Here is a 17,310-nt window from a genome sequence, read left to right as displayed (position 1 = left end):
TTTCGAGGAACGATCGTTGGGACCGGATCCGGTCACTTGAGACCGGCGGTCGCGAAGCCCTGCACGAAGTAGCGCTGGCCGATGAGGAAGAGAATGACCATGGGCAGGGTGGCCAGCGTGGTGCCGGCCATCAGGAAGTGCCACTGGGGGCCGTTCTCCGTCTTGAAGACGGAGAGCCCCACCTGGATCACCCGCAGACTGTCGGTGCGGGTCACCAGCAGCGGCCAGAGGAAGTTGTTCCACGACGACTCGAAGGTCAGCAGCGCCACGGTGGTGAGCGCGGGCTTGACCTGCGGCGTCATGATCCGGGCGTAGATCCGGAACTCGCCCAGACCGTCGAGCCTGGCGGCCTCCTCCAGCTCGACCGGGAGGTCCAGATAGAACTGGCGGAAGAGGAAGACGGCGAACGGGGTGACGGCGCCGGGAATGATGAGCGCCCACCAGGAGTCCAGCCAGCCGCTGCCGCCCTGGCCGAAGATGTCGTTCCCGCCGGCCAGCGGCATGAAGCGGACGATCAGGAACTCAGGCAGCACCTTGGTGTAGGTGGGGATCATCAGTGCGGCGATGAAGAGGTAGAAGATGACCTCGCTGCCCCGGAACTTGATCCGAGCCAGCGCGTACCCGGCCATCGACGCCACGATCACATTGATGAGCGTGTGGCTGAACGCGATGATGAAGCTGTTGCGTGCGTACGTCGCGAACGGCGCCGCCTTCAGTGCGTCGACATAGTTCCCGAACTCCCAGTGTTCCGGCAGCAGTCCGGCATCCTGCGAGGCGATCTCCACCGGGGTCTTGAGCGAGGTGAGCACCATCCAGACGAACGGGGCCACCATCAGCAGTGAGACGACGGTGAGCGTCAGATAGAGCGCGATCCGGCCGACGGGGAGCGGCTTGCCGTTCTTCCCTGTCCGGGCCTTCTCCAGGGCCCCGGGTCTGTGCAGCTCAGTTGTGGCCACGGGTGCCTCCCATGATCCGCCGGTTGACCAGGGTGAAGCCCATCAGCAGCACGAACAGCACCAGTGACTGCGCGGAGGCGTAGCCGATGCGGAACTCCCGGAAGGCGGACTTGTAGATCTCGAACGTCATCATCGTGGTGCTGTTGGCGGGGCCGCCGTCGGTCAGGATGTAGATCTGGTCGAACGACTGGAACGCGCTGATCATCGACGTGATGAGCACGAAGAACGTCGCGGGCTTCAGCAGCGGCAGGGTGATCGAGAAGAACTGCCTCACCTTGGACGCGCCGTCCACCGAAGCCGCCTCGTACAGCTCCTTCGGCAGGGACTGCAGCGCGGCCAAGTAGATGAGCATCTTCATGCCGATGCCCTGCCAGATGCCGACCAGGATCACCGACGGCATCGCCCACGAGGTCGACGCGAGCCAGGCCGGGCCTTGGATCCCGAGGAACGACAGAAGGGTGTTCAGCAGCCCGTTGCCCGGGTTGTAGATCCACAGCCAGACCAGGGCGATCGCGACGGTCGCCGTCACCTGGGGAATGAAGACCGCGGTACGGAAGATGCCCCGCGCCTTCAGCCCGGTGTGCAGCGCCAGGGCCACGAGCAGCCCCAGCATCATGCCGAACGGCACGGTGAAGAAGGTGTAGATGACGGTGTTGACGATGGACTTGCGGAACACCGCGTCGTCCAGCATGTCCCGGAAGTTGTCCAGGCCCACGAACTGCGGCGCCGTCAGCACGTCGTACTTCGTGAAGGCCAGAACGACCGACGCGACGACCGGCAGGCCGATCCAGAGCGAGGCATGCAGCAGCGCGGGCGCCACCATCAGCATGCCGGCGCGCTGCCTGCGGCGCCCCGGTCCCGTCGGTACCCGGCCGGCGCGCTTCTTCGAGCCCGTGTGTCCGGCCGGGGCGGAGGGCGGCGCGGGCCTCGCCTTCAATACGGATGTCGCTCCCACAGTGACGGGTCCTTACATCCGGCCGATGGCGGCCTCGGCGAGCCGGCCGAGTTCCGCGATGGCGTCCTTCGCGGACTGGTTGCCCACGATCGCGGGCTCCAGCGTGGGCTTGATCTTCTCGCGGATCTCCATCCAGGCAGCGGTGCCGCCTTCGGAACAGGCGTCGGCCATGCTCTGCAGGGAGAGATCGACGAACTTGTTCTCCTTCACGTACGCGGTGTCGCTGAGATCCTTCAGCCCGGGCACCGAACCGCGCTGCTTGGCCGCGCCGAGGATCGACTCGGGCGTCGCGAGGTACTCGACGAGCGCACGGGCCGCCGCCGGGTGCTTGGAACTGGCGGACTGGGTCACGAGCGTGCCGCCCTGGAGCATCGCGGGCTTGCGGTTGGCGAGGATGAACGCACCGAGCTTGTCGTCCTTGAGGAGGTCCGGGGTCTGCTCCCCGACCTGCCTCCACAGCCCACTGGTCGTCATCATCATCGACGCCTTGCCGGTCTGCACGTTGGTCGGGGCCCCGAGGTCCGTCTTCTTGGCGTAGACGGCGGAGCCGTCCTTGACGAGATCCTTGAAGAACTGCAGCGCCTCGACCCCGCGGGCGTCGGTGAACAGCACCTTCTTACCGTCGGCGCTGAACAGCTGGCCGCCGTTGGCGAAGAGGAAGGTTTCCCAGCACTGGCGCAGATTGATGGAGAATGGGTCGAAACCGATCCGGCCGTCCTTGGTCAGCTGCTTGGCCACGGCGCGCAGTTCGGCCCAGTTCGCCGGGGTCTTCTTGATGCCGGCCTCGGCGAAGTGGTCCTTGCGGTAGACGACGATGCGGGTGTCGAGGACGACCGGCAGCGCGTACAGCTTGCCGTCGTACCGGGACGGCTCCAGGACCCGCTTCTCGTAGTCGTGCGCGGTGGCGAACTTCTCGGGCAGCTCGGCGATCGCCTTCTTCGCGGCGAACGGCGGGATCCAGCCCACGCCCATCATCATCACGTCGGACAGCAGACCGCCCGCGAGCCCCGTGGTGATCTTCTCGTTGAGCTGATCGTACGTGGTGTAGTCCACGTTCACCTTGACGTCCGGATACTTCTTCCGGAACCCGCCGAGAATCTCCTTCTCCAACAGCGTCTTGCCGTCGGCACCTTCGTAGATCGGGGTGAGCAGCGTGATCTCGCCTTCGGCGGGACCGTCGGCGGAGCCGGCCGCCGAAGTGCCGGTTCCGCACCCGCTGAGCGCGGCGGCAGCGGTACCGGCGCCGATGGCGGCAAGCAGCGACCGTCTTTTGAGTTCCATGGGACACCCCTTTTGAGGTGGAGGCTGTGGATCGATCCAGCGATGGCAACCCGGCCATGGCTGGGAAGCGCTGGTAAATCGATGCAGTGATGCTAGGAACGCCATGAGAGGGACGTCAACAGCTGATGCACATGAATTTTCAGGGATGTTAACGGGTGTACCGGTGAACTCGGTTCAGTAAATCGATACACTGGTAGGGTCAGTTGCGTTCCGAACCGGAGGTGGCATGAGCGGGGTAACGATCCATCAGGTCGCGGAGGCCGCGGGGGTCTCCGCGAGCACGGTCTCCAACGTCCTCAACGGGCGTACGGACCGTATGCAGGCGGCCACGCTGGCCCGCGTGGAGCAGGTGATCGAGCAGCTCGGCTACCGGCCCAACCGCGCGGCCCGGATGCTGCGCACGGGCCGCATCAAGGTCATCGGTCTCATCGTGCCGTCCGTCGCCAACCCCTTCTGGGGGGCGCTCGCCCGTGAGCTGGAGGCCATCGCGCTCGCCGAGGGCTATCACGTACTGCTCTGCAACAGTGAGCGCGATCCGGCCCGCGAGCTCAAGTACGGGGAGGAGTTGCTCGCCGACGGGGTCAGCGGGGTGGTGCTCTGCTCCTCACTCCCCTCGCTCGACCATGTGACACCGCTGCTCAGCCGCGGACTGAAGATGGTCGCCTTCGACCGCACCGCACAGGCGGGCGATCCGCCGTCGCTGGCCTCCATCAGCGTCGACAACGCGATGGGTGCCGAGCTCGCCACCCGTCATCTGATCGAACTCGGCCACCGCCGACTGGCGTTCGTCTCCGGATCGGTCAACAGCGTGAACCGCCGTGAGCGGCTGCGCGGCTTCCGGGCCGCCCTGGAGTCGGCCGGTCTCGACCCGGCCGACGCGATCGTCTGGCCCGGCGCCGACACCGCCGAGTTCGGTGACAAGGACGCAGCCGAACTGGGACGGAACGCGGCCAGGGAGCTCCTCGGCGGACCGCGCCCGCCCACCGCGTTCGTCGCCATCAACGACATGTGCGCGATCGGGATCTGCCGGGGCGCCAAGGACGCCGGACGCGGCGCGGGACAGGACGTCTCCGTGGTCGGCTTCGACGACATCCTCCTCGCCGACCTCTTCGAACCGCCGCTGACGACGGTCCGCCAGCCGCTGCCGGAGATGGCCGCGGAGACGTTCCAGCAGCTGCGGGCGCGGATCGACTCGGCTCCGGTGGCGGGGCGGTCGCTGCTGATCCGGCCGAGGCTGGTCGTCCGGGAGTCGACGGCCCCGGCGCCGGTTGACGGGCCCGTTTCCGCGAGACCGAGGCCCGCGTCGCGCAGGTGATCCTCGATCAGGGGGCCGGCCTCGTCCGGCTCAGCGTCAGTGACGTCGCCGCCCTGGCCGGTACGGCGCCGTCATCCGTCGTCCGCGCCTGTCAGCGCCTCGGCTTCCGCGGCTACCAGGAACTGAAGATCGCGGCAGCGCGCGAGAGCCCCACCCGCGCACCGGCACCGGAGTCCCACGACGACCCGGCGGCGCGGGCTCTGGCGGACGCGATCCATGCCTCCCGCGAAGCCCTCGACGACCTCACCACCACGCTCACCGCCGACCGGCTGCTCGCCGCCGCCTCGGCCCTGAACGCGGCACCCCGTGTCGTGGTCGCGGCAGCGGGCCTCTCCGCCGCCGTGGCCACCGACGCCGCCTATCGCCTGCGCGCCCTCGGGTGCGTCGTCGACGCCCCCGTCGACTCCCTCACCGCTCAACTCGCCGCGGCCCAGCTCCCGCCGGGCGCGGTGTGCCTCGCCATCAGCCATACCGGTGCCACCCGCAGCACGGTGGACACCGCGCGCCGAGCCCGCCGTGCCGGCGCCGAGGTGATCGGCCTGACCAGCTACGCGCAGTCACCCCTGAGCGAGACGAGCACCCACACCCTCGTCGCCGGAGGGCAGGACCTCGTCTTCGGTCTGGAAACCACCGCCAGCCGTATCGCGCACCTCGTCGCCGTCGACGCCCTCGCCCAGACCCTTCTCACTCTCCGTTCCGGCACGGCGGAACAGACCCTTCACCTCTCCGCCGACGTCACCGCAGACCACTCCTACTGAACCGGCCGACGCCCGTGCCCGCCGTGGGGCGGCCGCGTGAACGCTCAGACCCGGTTGACGCGGTACACGTCCCGTACGCACAGGTTGAGGACCGTGGCGGCCACGATGGCACCGGCACAGACCAGGAGCACGGTCCGATCGGCCCAGGCATGTGCGGCGAGAGCGGCGACGAGGTAGCCGAGTGGGATGGCGACGCGTTCCCCGACACCGTTGAACGAGCTCAGACGGCCCAACTCCGCCTGGGGCACGTGCTGCTGGAGTGCCGTGTTCCACGCCACGATGGCGACATCCAGACCGATGCCCGCGAGCACGGCACCGAGCAGCACCCACGGCAGGGCCAGGCCGAGCCCCAGCGCCGCCGGCGGCAGGCAGAGGGCGGAGCCGGTGATGACAGCGACGGTCAGCAGGCGGTGCGGCCTCCAGCGCAGACACACCACCGTCCCCGCCAACAGGCCGAACGCGAACGCGCCCTGGACGAGCCCCCAGGAACGCGCCCCCGAGTAGTGCTCCGTGGCGACGACCGGGCCGAGGAGCTGAAAGCCCGCCAGCCATGCGGCGACCACGATCGTTCCGGCGGCGGTGTACGTCCACAGCCAGGTGCGCGCCCGGAATCCGGCCCAGCCCGCCCGCAGGTCGGCCAGGGCGCTCCCGGTCGTGACCGGCGCGCCCAGGCGCAGACCGAGCAGCAGGAGCGCCGCGGCGAGGAAGGTGAACGCATCCCACGACAGGGCCCATGCCGGACCGCCGACCGCGACGATCACCCCTCCGACGACGGGTCCGAGGACCTTCACGGCGTTGTTCGGCAGCCGCACCAGCGCAGTGGCCTGCTGCAGGTGCTCTGCCGCGACGAGCTGCCCCACCACGCCCGTCGCGGCCGGCGCGGTGAAGGCCACGGCGATCCCCGACACGAATCCGCACGCGGCGATCGACACGGTCGTCGCGTGGTGCGTGGCCACCAGCACGGCGAGCACCGCCTGTGCCGCGGCGGACAGGAGGTTGCCCAGAAACAGGATCCGGCTGCGCGACAGCCGGTCCGCGAGGACGCCGCCCGCGACGGTGAAGACGATCGTCGGGACGGAGTTCGTGGCCAGTACGACGCCGAGGGAGCCTGTTCCGCCGCCCTGCCCGATCACCGCATAGGCGAGTGCGAGGGGCGCCATCGCGGATCCGGTGGCCGAGACGAGATTGGCGAACACGAATCGCCGGAAGGCCGCAACCCGCAGTGGTGTCAAGGGGGTTACCGGGTGCGCGGCAGTGGCCTTCATGATCCTCCCGAGGTAGGTCCAGCGGGCACCCTACCTGTCCTCGGGAGTGGTCCAAGCGGTGCCTGGACGACTGCCCCGGGAGGGCGGGGCAGTCGCACGGATACGCCCCGAGGCCGCCCGAGCGTTCCTCGGCGTGCAGGGGGCGGCGCGGGGTGTGGTGCGGTGAGAGTGCCGTGCGAACCTGCGGCGGCCCGAGAGCCGGGCCGGAAGGCCCGCACCCGGGCCCATCCGTGCGTATTCGGTGTCACAAGCGCTGCTCGGCCAGATCGAGCCAGTGCTCGACGGCCCCCGGAGCGAAGTGCCGGATGGCCCAGTCGGCCATCCGTAGACTCATATGTGCCCAGGAAGGCCGCAGGATGTCCTCGGGCAGGCCGTCCAGGATGTCGTCGAGGCGGCTCGTGACTCCGGGCGCCTGCTCGCTCGCGTGCAGGCCGAAGCGCAGGGTGACCAGGTCGAAACGGCGGTCGCCCCGACCGGAGCCGTCCCAGTCGATGACACCGGCGACCGAGCCGTCGACGGCGAGCAGGTTGCCCTGGTGAAAGTCCTGGTGCACGACGTCGTGCCCATGGAACCGAAGGGGGTGGTCGAGACCGACCGACCTGATCCGGCGCTCCAGATCACCGCCGCGCCGACTGTGCCGGCGCAGCGGCTCGTGAAGACAGTAACCGGGGCCGTCGTCGAGCAGGTACAGGTTCATCGACGGGACATCCGTACGCCCGGCCAGCAGCCCCGCCTGCGCCTCGTTGAGGGCGAGGGCCCGATCCAGCCCGCGGTGGTCCAGACACCGCACCGGTGTGCCCGCCAGCAAGGTCTGGACCAGCACGACCGCGTGGTCCACCTGGGCCGCCAACTCCGTCGACGGGCAGGGATACCCCTGCGCGAGCAAGACCTCGCACACCGTCAGCGGCCCCGCTCCCAGATCCTCGATCCGCGTGTCCGGCCGCCATTTCAGCACGGACCGGTGACCGTCCGGCCACCGGACATAGGCGGCACCGGTCTCGCCCCCCGGACACGGCCCCTCGACCACCAGCCGGACACCGGCCTCGGCGTACAGGGCCTCTGTCAGCCGGTCGGCGTCCAGCCGTTCGGTACGTGTCCAGTTCTGCGGCGACGGAGAAGGGGTCATCGGAGCATCATCCGTCCCCGGGTCCGTCGCCGTCGAAGTGGGCGCCGATGCCGCACCGCCGGAGCCGGACCGGTCGCGCCGGCGAGCCACGGCGGCACCAGGGCGATCGCGCGGTACCAGGCGCGGCGCACGGCGGTCCGGACGGGTACGGGACCGGCCGGCCAGGCCGGGTCGCACCGCGGCTCGCCACTGCCCTGGTACCCAGCGCCCTCGACACGGCACCGGCAGTCCGGCCGCTGTGACCGTGGCGGGGAAGGGGGACGGCCCTTACCCGCCACGGCCGGCCCGTGGCCGACCGGCCTGCCGCGAACGGTGGTGGACCCGGTGGCTCCTCCCTCCGCCCCGGTCCTCCCGGTCCTCCCGGTCCACCCCGTCCACCCCGTCCGCCGTGGCCCGCGCGGTCCTCCTCAATCCGCCGAAGCGGTCCATCCCAGCGCCTCGATGCGCGCGGCATCGCCGGACCGGTTCTCGTCGAAGACCGTCCGGTTGCCGTCCTCGACCCGGACGGCGTCCACGTACACCCCGCGTCCCACGTACAGCTGGTCCGTGGCGTAACGCCACCGCAGTCGCACCTCTTTGCCGCGCCATGCGGCGAGATCCGCGTCGAGACGGTGCCAGACCCGGCCGGACCAGCCGGAGACCGAACCCGTCGGATGGGGTTCGGGCTCACGGTGACGATCGGCCATCGGTACGGTGGTGAACGGCACCGGCTGCCAGTTCGCCCCGGCGTCCGCCGACGCCTCCAGGAAGAGGAAGTCGGACCCCGGCTCGGTGTCCCACCACAGGGCCGAACTCAGCGTCGCCCGTGACGAGGCGAGTCGCAGTGCGGGCAGCGAGAGCGTGGCCGTCGTGGCGCTCGCCAGTCCGGAGAACCACGCCGTGCGTCCCCGCGTGGGACGGACCGCGACGGCGCGCGCCATCTGATTGGCCGCAGCGGCGCGCGGCGCGCTCCCGGAGCGCCAACTGCGCACCGGATGCACCGAGTTGCCGAGGACGATCAGGAACGAGTCGGTCGTCGGGTCCAGGACCAGGCTGGTGCCGGTGAAGCCGGTGTGGCCCGCCGTACGAGGAGTCGCCATCGCCCCCATGTACCAGTGCTGGTACAGCTCGAAACCGAGGCCGTGCGCATCGCCGGGGAACGCGGTGTTGAAGTCGGTGAACAGCAGATCGACCGATTCCGCGGAGAGAATCCTCGCAGGGCCGTACACCCCGCCGTTGAGCAGCGTACGGGCGAGGATCGCGAGGTCCCAGGCGCAGGAGAAGACCCCGGCGTGGCCCGCCACACCGTCCAGGCTGTAGGCGTTCTCGTCGTGCACCTCGCCCCAGACCAGTCCGCGGTCGAGGCCGGACCAGGGGAGCCGGGCGTCCTCGGTGGCGGCGATCTTCGGCTTCCAGGCGGCCGGCGGGTTGTACCGGGTGCGCTGCATCCCGAGCGGAGCGGTGATCCGCTCACGGAGCAGTACGTCCTGCGTGCGGCCGGTGATCTTCTCCAGGACCAGTTGCAACGAGATCAGGTTGAGGTCGGAGTAGAGGTACACCGTGCCGGGCGCGTTGGCAGGCACCTCGTTCCACAGCAGCTCAAGCTTCCCCTCCCGCGTCGGCGCCTTGTACAGCGGAATCCAGGAACGGAACCCCGACGTGTGCGTGAGCAGCTGACGGACCGTGATGTCCTGTTTGCCGCCACCGGCGAATTCGGGCAGGTACGAGGCGACCTTCGCCTCCAGCTCCAGTGTCCCGAGCTCGATCTGCTGCACGGCCAGGATCGAGGTGAACAGCTTGGACACCGAGGCCAGGTCGAAGATCGTGTCCTCGGCCATCGCGATCTGCTGATCGGGCGGGAACTCCACCCCCGTGTCGGTCTTCTCGTCGTACGCCGCGTAGCGCACGGCCTTGCCGATCGGGTGATGCAGAGCCACCGTGCCGCCCCGCCCGGCGAGCAGTACCGCACCCGCGTACCACGGGTGCTTGGGTGAGGCGGAGAGGAACTTCTCCGCATCGGCGACCAATTGGTCCAGGGGGCCCTGCAACAACCCGGCGCGAGCGGCGGATCCGCGCCGCAACATCGGCCGTCCCTGTGCCGACGCCGCGTCCGTACCGGCCCCTGTGCGCATACCCGACGACTCCGCCTCCGACTCCATGGCCGCCGCCCGCTCCGCGAAGGGAATCGGCGCCAGGGCGAGTGCCCCGCCCAGAGCCAGCATCCCACCGCCCAGCCTGCGTCGGCTGATCCCTCTGCCGGCCGCGTCCTCGCTCATCCGGAACCCCTTCCCGCTGCCTGAAAGTAATTTTCGAATCTTCGCCCGATGGTGAAACTTCCTTCCGCCGCAGAGATTACTGTCACCACCTCCGTCACGGAGTACCCCGGCGTCACAAAGAATCTGACACTGCATCAGAAAATGTCTTCCCTCGAATGTCCGACTGCGGCATCCTGCGGCCCATGGAGACGGAGCTGAGCAAGAAACTGGGAGTCGAGCACGCCATCTTCGGCTTCACGCCGTTCCCCGCGGTGGCCGCGGCCATCAGCAGGGCCGGCGGATTCGGCGTGCTCGGCGCGGTCCGCTACACCGCCCCCGACGACCTGGCCCGCGATCTCGACTGGATGCAGGAGCACACCGGCGGCAGACCGTACGGCCTCGACGTCGTCATGCCCGCGAAGAAGGTGGAGGGGGTGACCGAGGCCGATGTCGAGGCGATGATCCCGGCCGGGCACCGTCGGTTCGTCCAGGACACCCTGGCCAAGCACGACGTACCGGAGCTCGCCGAGGGTGACGAGTCGGGCTGGCGCATCACGGGATGGATGGAGGAGGTCGCGCGCAACCAGCTCGACGTCGCCTTCGACCACCCCATCAAACTCCTCGCCAACGCCCTCGGATCGCCACCCGCCGACATCGTGCGGCGCGCCCACGACCAGGGCGTTCTCGTCGCCGCGCTCGCCGGAAGCGCCAAGCACGCCCGCCACCACGCGGACGCGGGCATCGACATCGTCGTCGCCCAGGGATACGAGGCGGGCGGCCACACCGGTGAGATCGCCTCCATGGTCCTGGTGCCGGACGTGGTCGATGCCGTGGGACCGCTCCCCGTCCTGGCCGCCGGCGGGATCGGCAGCGGAGAACAGATCGCCGCCGGGCTCGCCCTCGGTGCCCAGGGCGTCTGGCTGGGTTCGCTCTGGCTGACCACGGAGGAGGCCGACCTCCACTCCCGCGCGCTGACGCGCAAGCTTCTCGCCGCGGGCTCCGGTGACACCGTCCGTTCCCGTGCGCTGACCGGCAAGCCGGCACGCCAGCTCCGCACCGAGTGGACGGACGCGTGGGACGACCCGTCGGGTCCGGGCGCCTTGCCCATGCCGCTCCAGGGGCTGCTGGTGGCCGAGGCCGTCTCGCGCATCCAGAAGTACGAGACCGGAGCCCTGCTCGGCACCCCCGTCGGCCAGATCGTCGGCAGGATGAACAGCGAACGCAGCGTCCAGGCCGTGTTCGACGACCTGACCCGTGGCTTCGAGCGTGCCGTGGACCGGATCAACCTCATCGCCGGACGGAGCGCCTCATGAACCGGCCGCCCAACGGCTTCTGGGCCCAGGCCACCGCCGATCCCGGCCGCACGGTCCTGATCGCGCCCGACGGCGAGAGCTGGACGGCGGGCAGGCTGCACGCCGCGGCCAACCGCCTGGTCCACGGACTGCGGGCGGCCGGGCTCCGAGGGGGCGACGCCTTCGCGGTCGTCCTGCCCAACGGGGTCGAGTTCTTCACCGCCTACCTCGCCGCCGCCCAGGCGGGCTTCTATCTCGTCCCCGTCAACCACCACTTCGTCGGCCCCGAGATCGCCTGGATCGTCTCCGACTCCGGCGCCAAGGTGCTCATCGCCCACGAGCGGTTCGCACCGGCGGCGAGCGCCGCCGCCGACGAGGCGGGACTCTCGGCGACCCACCGCTATGCCGTGGGCACGGTCGACGGATTCCGTCCGTACGCCGAACTGCTCGAAGGCCGGTCCGACGCGCCGCCCGAGGCCCGCACCCTCGGCTGGGTGATGAACTACACCTCGGGCACCACCGGCCGACCGCGCGGCATCCGGCGTCCGCTCTCCGGCAAGCTTCCCGAGGAGAGCCACCTCGGCGGATTCCTCGGCATCTTCGGCGTCAAACCCTTCGACGACAACGTCCACCTGGTCTGCTCGCCGCTCTACCACACGGCCGTCCTCCAGTTCGCGGGCGCGTCCCTGCACATCGGGCACCCGCTGGTCCTGATGGACAAATGGACCCCCGAAGAGATGCTGCGGCTCATCGACACCCACCGCTGCACCCACACACACATGGTCCCGACCCAGTTCCACCGCCTCCTCGCCCTGCCCGACGAGGTGAAGCGGACCTACGACGTCACAGCCATGCGCCACGCCATTCACGGCGCAGCGCCCTGCCCGGACCATGTCAAACGCGCCATGATCGACTGGTGGGGGGGATGCGTCGAGGAGTACTACGCGGCCAGCGAGGGCGGCGGCGCCTTCGCCACCGCCGAGGACTGGCTGAAGAAGCCGGGCACGGTGGGCAGAGCCTGGCCGATCAGCGAACTCGCCGTCTTCGACGACGACGGCAACCGCCTGCCGCCGGGCCAACTCGGGACCGTCTACATGAAGATGAACACCGGCGGCTTCAGTTACCACAAGGACGAGACGAAAACGAGGAAGAACCGCATCGGTGACTTCTTCACCGTCGGTGACCTGGGCATCCTCGACGAGGACGGCTACCTCTTCCTCCGCGACCGCAAGATCGACATGATCATCTCCGGTGGCGTCAACATCTACCCCGCCGAGATCGAGGGCGTGCTCCTCGGCCATCCCGCGGTCGCCGACGCCGCCGTCTTCGGTATTCCCCACCCCGACTGGGGCGAGGAGGTCAAGGCCGTCGTCGAACCGGCCGGGGGACATGGGGCGGGGGAGACGCTCGCCGCCGAGATCCTGAGTCACTGCGCACACCATCTCGCCGGGTACAAGCGACCCAGGAGCATCGACTTCATCGAGGCGATGCCCCGCGACCCCAACGGCAAGCTGTACAAGAGGCGGCTGCGCGACCCGTACTGGGAAGGGCGCAGCCGGGCACTGTGAACCACGGTCGTCCGGGCTTCCCCGGGCTTCCCACCGTGCCCGGACCCGTCCCGACCCGCACCCCGTACGGCATCGCGGGTCGCGAACGGCCCTTGCCGACGGGAGGCCGCGCCGGGATCAAGACAGCCCACAGGGACATTCGGCTGTCGGACGGCAAGGGCGTCCGGCGACCACCCGTGCCCCTCCTTCGCCGTACGCCATGCCCGGACCCTGATCACCGCGGTGGGCACCGTGCCCGCCTCGGCCACGGCCGGTCCTGACCGCCTTCCTCCGAGCCGCGCTCCAAGGAGGGCCGCAACAGCGCGGGCCGCGCCGGACGGACCGGTGTCGTCCGGCAGCGGCGGGGCCACGACTCCCAACGGCTCAGAAGCGCTGTTTCTCAGCAGGTACCCCTGCGCTAACGTCGATGGTCGAACACAGCTTCGCCTTGCACGGCGCCGGCAGCGCTCGCTGCCGCACACCGATCGGGAGGTACCTGTGCGCGCACTTGTCTATCTGGGCCCCGGTTCCGTCGAGCTCCAAGAGCGCCCGGCGCCGCGGGTCGGCGCCGATGACGATGTGGTGGTGAAGGTCGTCGGCACCGGGATCTGCGGGACCGACCGCAAGATCCTCCACGGGCGCTTCCCGGCCAGGCCGGGTGTGGTGCTCGGCCACGAGTCGGTCGGCCTGGTCCAGGAGGTGGGTGCCGGGGTGCGGTCGCTCGCCGTGGGGGACCGGGTGGTGGTCAACCCGACGCTGTACTGCGGTTGGTGTCCGCCGTGCGTGCGCGGGGCGACGAACTTCTGCCGCAACAAGACCGGGACGGAAGTCGGCGTGGACCGTGACGGGACATACGCCGACGGTGTGGTGCTGCCGGAGCGGTTCGTGCAACGCGTTCCGGACGGGATGCCGTTTCGCGGCGCGGTGCTCATCGAGCCGCTCGCCTGCGTCCTCAACAACGTCCAGGCGGCCGGTCTGACGGTCGACGACACCGTGGCGGTCCTGGGCGCGGGCCCCATCGGGATGCTTGTCGCCCAGGTCGCCGCCCGGACCGCACGGTGCGTGGTCGTGGCCGAGACGGACGACTACCGGCTGTCCGCGGCGCGCGACGCGTTCGAGCACGTGGTGGACGTGTCCCGAACGGATCCGGCCGAGGCGCTCGTGAAGGCCCTGGGCGGCGATCGTCCCGGCGTGGTGTTCGACACCACGGGAAGCGGACTGGATGATGCCCTGCGCCTGATCGACGACGGCGGGCGCGTCGTCCTGATGGGCTTCGACGACAGCTACGACGTGCCGCTGCGGCCCCTCCGGCTGACCAATCGCGGGATCCGGCTGATCGGAGCCGGTGACTTCCGGGGGGACACCTTCCCCGTGGCCGTCGGCCTGGCGGGCGGTCTGGGACTGGAACGCCTGGTGACGCACGAGTTCCCGCTGGGGGCGTACGAGGACGCGCTCGGCGCGCTCGGTGGGATCGGCCGCGACGGAACGGGCAGGCGGTACGACGCCATGAAGGTCGTCATCCGTTCCGACACCGGCCCGGCCGGCGCCGACGGCTGGCCGGTGGGCGCGTGAACGGGCCGAGGCTGGGCTCGATCGAGTCCGGCGGGACGAAGTTCGTCTGTCTCGTCGGATCGGCGCCCGACCGGATCGAGGACGAGATCCGCTTTCCCACGGGGGAGCCCGGACCGACGCTGGCCAGAGCAGTCGCCTTCTTCGAGGAGGTCTCGGCGAAGGGGCCGTTGGACGCCGTGGGCATCGCGTCCTTCGGCCCCCTCGAACTGCGCCGTTCGCATCCCGGGTACGGGTGTCTCGCGGCGACGCCGAAGCCCGGGTGGTCCGGAGTGGACGTGGCGGGGACGATCGGGGCGGCGCTCGGGGTGCCGGTCGGCATCGACACCGACGTCAACGGCGCGGCGCTCGGCGAGGGACGCTGGGGCGCCGCGCGGGACCGGGACACCTACGTCTATCTGACGGTCGGCACCGGCATCGGCGGTGGCGCGGTGATCGGCGGACGTGTCATCAACGGCCTGGTCCACACGGAGATGGGGCATCTGAGCGTCCCCCGGATTCCCGGGGACGACTTCCCCGGGTCGTGCCCCTTCCACGCGGACTGCTGGGAAGGCATGGCGGGCGGCGAGGCGGTCGCCGCCCGCTGGGGACGACCGGCGGAGGAACTGAGCGGTGACGTGCTTCGACGAGCCCTGCGGATGGAGGCCGTCTACCTCGCCGCCGGACTGCGCGACATCATCTACACCACCGCGCCCCAACGCATCGTGATCGGGGGCGGGATGGCCGTGCTTCCCGGCCTGTTCCCGCTGCTGCGGGCGGAACTCGCCCGGACACTGGCCGGCTATCCGGGGCTGCCGGAGCATGACGCCGACGACTTCGTGGTTCCTGCGGCGCTCGGCCGGCTCGCCGGACCGGCGGGAGGACTGGTGCTGGCCGAGCGGGCCGCCGAGGAAGCGCGGCGCGCGGCCGGCGATGCGACGGCGTGACCCTCCCGGAGGGGCTCGGGCACGGAAGTTCCGCCGTTGGCGGCAGGGACCGCGTGAGCGGGGCCACGAACGGGAAGGCTGGCCGGCATGACGACCGGTGATCACGGCGGCCTCGACACTCCGACCCGTGCGTGGCTGATGGAACGAGCGCTGCCCGGCCTGAGCCTGTCGGGGGTCAGCCCGTTGCCGGGCGGATTCACCAACGACATGCGTCTGGTGACGACGCGCCAGGGGGAGCGATACGTTCTGCGCCGGTACCGCTCCAGCGGGACGCGGATGCGCCGCAACACCTGTGCCGTGGAGACGGCCGTACTGGAGCGGGCGGCGCCGACGGTCCCGGTGGTCGACGTGGTCGCGTCCGATCCGTACGGGGACGCCACGGGCAGGCCGACGCTGGTCTACCGCTTCGTCCACGGCGTCTCCCTCGGTCAGGTGCTCGCCGGGAGGCCGACGGCGGCCGAGGCGGCCGGGCTCGGCGCCGCGGTGGGCGCGGTCCTGGCAGGGATCGCAGCGGTAAGGCTTCCCCGGCCGGGCCCCTTCCACGACGCCGGCCTCGTGCCGGCCGAGGGCGGTGGGGAGGCCGCCGACCTGCCCGGTTTCGTCGAGCGTTGCCTGGCCACCGGCGGCGACGGCAACGCCTTGACGCCCGGTGAGACCGACGCGCTGCGCGGGCTCGCCGCGAGGACCGGGCACCGGGTCGCCGACGTGAGCGGGCACAGCCGGCTGGTCCACTGCGATTTCAACCCCAAGAACGTGCTGGTCTCGCGGCAGGGCGGCCAATGGGACGTGGCGGCCGTGCTGGACTGGGAACAGGCGTTCAGCGGCTCGCCCCTCTATGACATCGGGAACATGCTGCGCTTCGCCCATCTGTATCCGCCCTCCTTCGTGGACGGATTCGTGTCCGGCTACCACGACGCGGGTGGTCCGCTGCCGTGCGACTGGCGTGAACTCAGCCGAACCCTGGACCTGTTCACCCTGGCGGACATTCTCACCGCGCCGCCCGACGCCGAATGCTTCGCCGGGGCACGGACGGTGCTGCTCCGCCACCTGGCGCACGAACAGGGACTGGCGTCGGACCGTACCCGCTGAGTTCCATGTTTCCGGACGCGGAACACGGAACACGGAGCACCGAATATGGAACACCCCGTGCGTGGCACCGGACACCGTTCACAGGTTTCCCGCACGTCTCTCCCGACTCGCTTTCTGTCTGCAGTCACACCGCAACTTTCCCTGGGCTGAAAATGCCTTCCTCATATGCCTGGGTAATTCGATGGATGGGAATGCGAAGATCGCAAAATGACTCCCTCGATGTTCTTGGCCAATATGCACTCTCTGACAGGCTGATTCGTTCTGGTCAGTGGAAAGTTGGGCCGTTAAGCTGCCGTGAGTCGAAAGATCCTTGAACAAGGGAGAATTTCGCAGTGGAGAACACGAGGCCGGAAAGCGTCTTGAAGCCCTCTTCCGGGGAAGGGGCTTCGGAAGGCTCCGACGGGAACCTGACGCCGACACCAACGGTCAGGTGCAACGGCACCCCGCCCACTCCCGAGCAGAAGGAGGGGCCCTTCTACAAGCCCGACACCCCGCACAAGCCCGACTTCAGGGGCGACGTGGAGGGCGGCACGCCACTCCTGCTCCACGGCGGCATCGTCACCCCCGAGGGCAAGCCCATCGGCGGCGCGCTCCTCGACTTCTGGCAGGTCGGGGACGAAGGCGTCTACGACGAGGAGGGGTTCCGGCTCCGGGGCCACCTGTTCGCCGACAGCGACGGGAACTGGCGGCTGGAGACGGTGCTGCCCGCCGTGTACCCGGGCCGCACGCGCCACGTGCACGTCAAGGTGCAGCCCCCTGGCGGCGAGGTGCTGACCACGATGCTGTACTTCCCGGACGAACGGCGCAATCATCTGGACAAGTATTTCCGGCCGGAGTGTCTGATGGATGTCCATCGGACCGAGGGCGGCTGGGACGCTGCGTTCACCTTCGTGCTGGACATCTGAGACTCCAGCACCGGGATTTCCCGTTTCCCCTGGGAAGTCACGTTGGGCGGTGGCCGTTCCGCGCGCATGGAACGGCCCCGTCGAAGGGCACT

14 protein-coding genes are annotated in these 17,310 nt (G+C 69.8%); 8 read left to right on the top strand and 6 right to left on the bottom strand.

Annotated elements, in window-relative coordinates; genetic code table 11:
* Window positions 1–32: 32 nt before the first annotated feature.
* The 3 genes from ACZ68L_RS33125 to ACZ68L_RS33115 are packed head-to-tail and all read right to left on the bottom strand — an operon-like array spanning window position 33 to window position 3,192.
* A complete protein-coding gene (locus tag ACZ68L_RS33125) occupies window positions 33–956 on the bottom strand; it encodes a carbohydrate ABC transporter permease (protein ID WP_469584486.1) in 924 nt (307 codons plus the stop codon).
* Window positions 943–1,911 carry a carbohydrate ABC transporter permease gene (locus ACZ68L_RS33120; RefSeq protein WP_469584483.1) on the bottom strand — a complete coding sequence of 323 codons (969 nt, stop codon included), beginning with the start codon at window positions 1,909–1,911 and terminating at the stop codon, window positions 943–945. Before ACZ68L_RS33120 ends, ACZ68L_RS33125 begins: the two co-directional genes overlap by 14 nt.
* A 12-nt stretch (window positions 1,912–1,923) precedes the next feature.
* Window positions 1,924–3,192 carry an ABC transporter substrate-binding protein gene (locus ACZ68L_RS33115; protein WP_469584480.1) on the bottom strand — a complete coding sequence of 423 codons (1,269 nt, stop codon included), beginning with the start codon at window positions 3,190–3,192 and terminating at the stop codon, window positions 1,924–1,926.
* Window positions 3,193–3,418: 226 nt separating this feature from the next.
* On the opposite strand from ACZ68L_RS33115, the gene ACZ68L_RS33110 reads away from it, so the two are divergent.
* Complete coding sequence (locus ACZ68L_RS33110) at window positions 3,419–4,507, top strand: LacI family DNA-binding transcriptional regulator (RefSeq protein ID WP_469584478.1); 1,089 nt, start codon at window positions 3,419–3,421, stop codon at window positions 4,505–4,507.
* Window positions 4,504–5,265, top strand: a complete 762-nt coding sequence (locus ACZ68L_RS33105) for a MurR/RpiR family transcriptional regulator (RefSeq protein WP_469584475.1) — start codon at window positions 4,504–4,506, stop codon at window positions 5,263–5,265. Before ACZ68L_RS33110 ends, ACZ68L_RS33105 begins: the two co-directional genes overlap by 4 nt.
* A gap of 44 nt (window positions 5,266–5,309) precedes the next feature.
* Here ACZ68L_RS33105 and ACZ68L_RS33100 read toward each other — a convergent pair whose 3' ends face one another.
* The 3 genes from ACZ68L_RS33100 to ACZ68L_RS33090 form a co-directional block, all read right to left on the bottom strand.
* The gene (locus tag ACZ68L_RS33100) at window positions 5,310–6,530 is read right to left on the bottom strand and encodes an MFS transporter (protein WP_469584473.1); all 1,221 of its coding nucleotides are present in this window, start codon (window positions 6,528–6,530) and stop codon (window positions 5,310–5,312) included.
* Between the two features lie 244 nt (window positions 6,531–6,774).
* Window positions 6,775–7,656, bottom strand: a complete 882-nt coding sequence (locus ACZ68L_RS33095; protein ID WP_469584470.1) for a phosphotransferase — start codon at window positions 7,654–7,656, stop codon at window positions 6,775–6,777.
* A 407-nt stretch (window positions 7,657–8,063) separates the two neighbouring features.
* Window positions 8,064–9,911 (bottom strand): serine hydrolase domain-containing protein, encoded by a 1,848-nt coding sequence (locus tag ACZ68L_RS33090; protein ID WP_469584467.1) that lies wholly within the window; start codon window positions 9,909–9,911, stop codon window positions 8,064–8,066.
* Between the two features lie 182 nt (window positions 9,912–10,093).
* On the opposite strand from ACZ68L_RS33090, the gene ACZ68L_RS33085 reads away from it, so the two are divergent.
* The 6 genes from ACZ68L_RS33085 (at window position 10,094) to ACZ68L_RS33060 (ending at window position 17,218) form a co-directional block, all read left to right on the top strand.
* The gene (locus tag ACZ68L_RS33085) at window positions 10,094–11,203 is read left to right on the top strand and encodes an NAD(P)H-dependent flavin oxidoreductase (RefSeq protein WP_469584464.1); all 1,110 of its coding nucleotides are present in this window, start codon (window positions 10,094–10,096) and stop codon (window positions 11,201–11,203) included.
* Window positions 11,200–12,750: an acyl-CoA synthetase gene (locus tag ACZ68L_RS33080; protein WP_469584460.1), complete on the top strand. Its 1,551-nt coding sequence runs from the start codon at window positions 11,200–11,202 to the stop codon at window positions 12,748–12,750. Before ACZ68L_RS33085 ends, ACZ68L_RS33080 begins: the two co-directional genes overlap by 4 nt.
* 477 nt (window positions 12,751–13,227) lie before the next feature.
* On the top strand, window positions 13,228–14,301 hold the full coding sequence (locus ACZ68L_RS33075) for a zinc-dependent alcohol dehydrogenase (protein ID WP_469584457.1): 1,074 nt from the start codon (window positions 13,228–13,230) through the stop codon (window positions 14,299–14,301).
* Complete coding sequence (locus ACZ68L_RS33070) at window positions 14,298–15,224, top strand: ROK family protein (protein ID WP_469584455.1); 927 nt, start codon at window positions 14,298–14,300, stop codon at window positions 15,222–15,224. The genes ACZ68L_RS33075 and ACZ68L_RS33070 overlap by 4 nt, the downstream gene beginning before the upstream one ends.
* A gap of 87 nt (window positions 15,225–15,311) precedes the next feature.
* Window positions 15,312–16,313, top strand: a complete 1,002-nt coding sequence (locus ACZ68L_RS33065; protein WP_469584452.1) for a phosphotransferase family protein — start codon at window positions 15,312–15,314, stop codon at window positions 16,311–16,313.
* A gap of 359 nt (window positions 16,314–16,672) precedes the next feature.
* The gene (locus ACZ68L_RS33060) at window positions 16,673–17,218 is read left to right on the top strand and encodes a dioxygenase family protein (RefSeq protein WP_469584449.1); all 546 of its coding nucleotides are present in this window, start codon (window positions 16,673–16,675) and stop codon (window positions 17,216–17,218) included.
* Window positions 17,219–17,310: the final 92 nt, after the last annotated feature.

The organism is Streptomyces sp. NPDC104309 (assembly GCF_055584025.1).
This window is presented reverse-complemented; position numbering and strand designations above follow the sequence as displayed.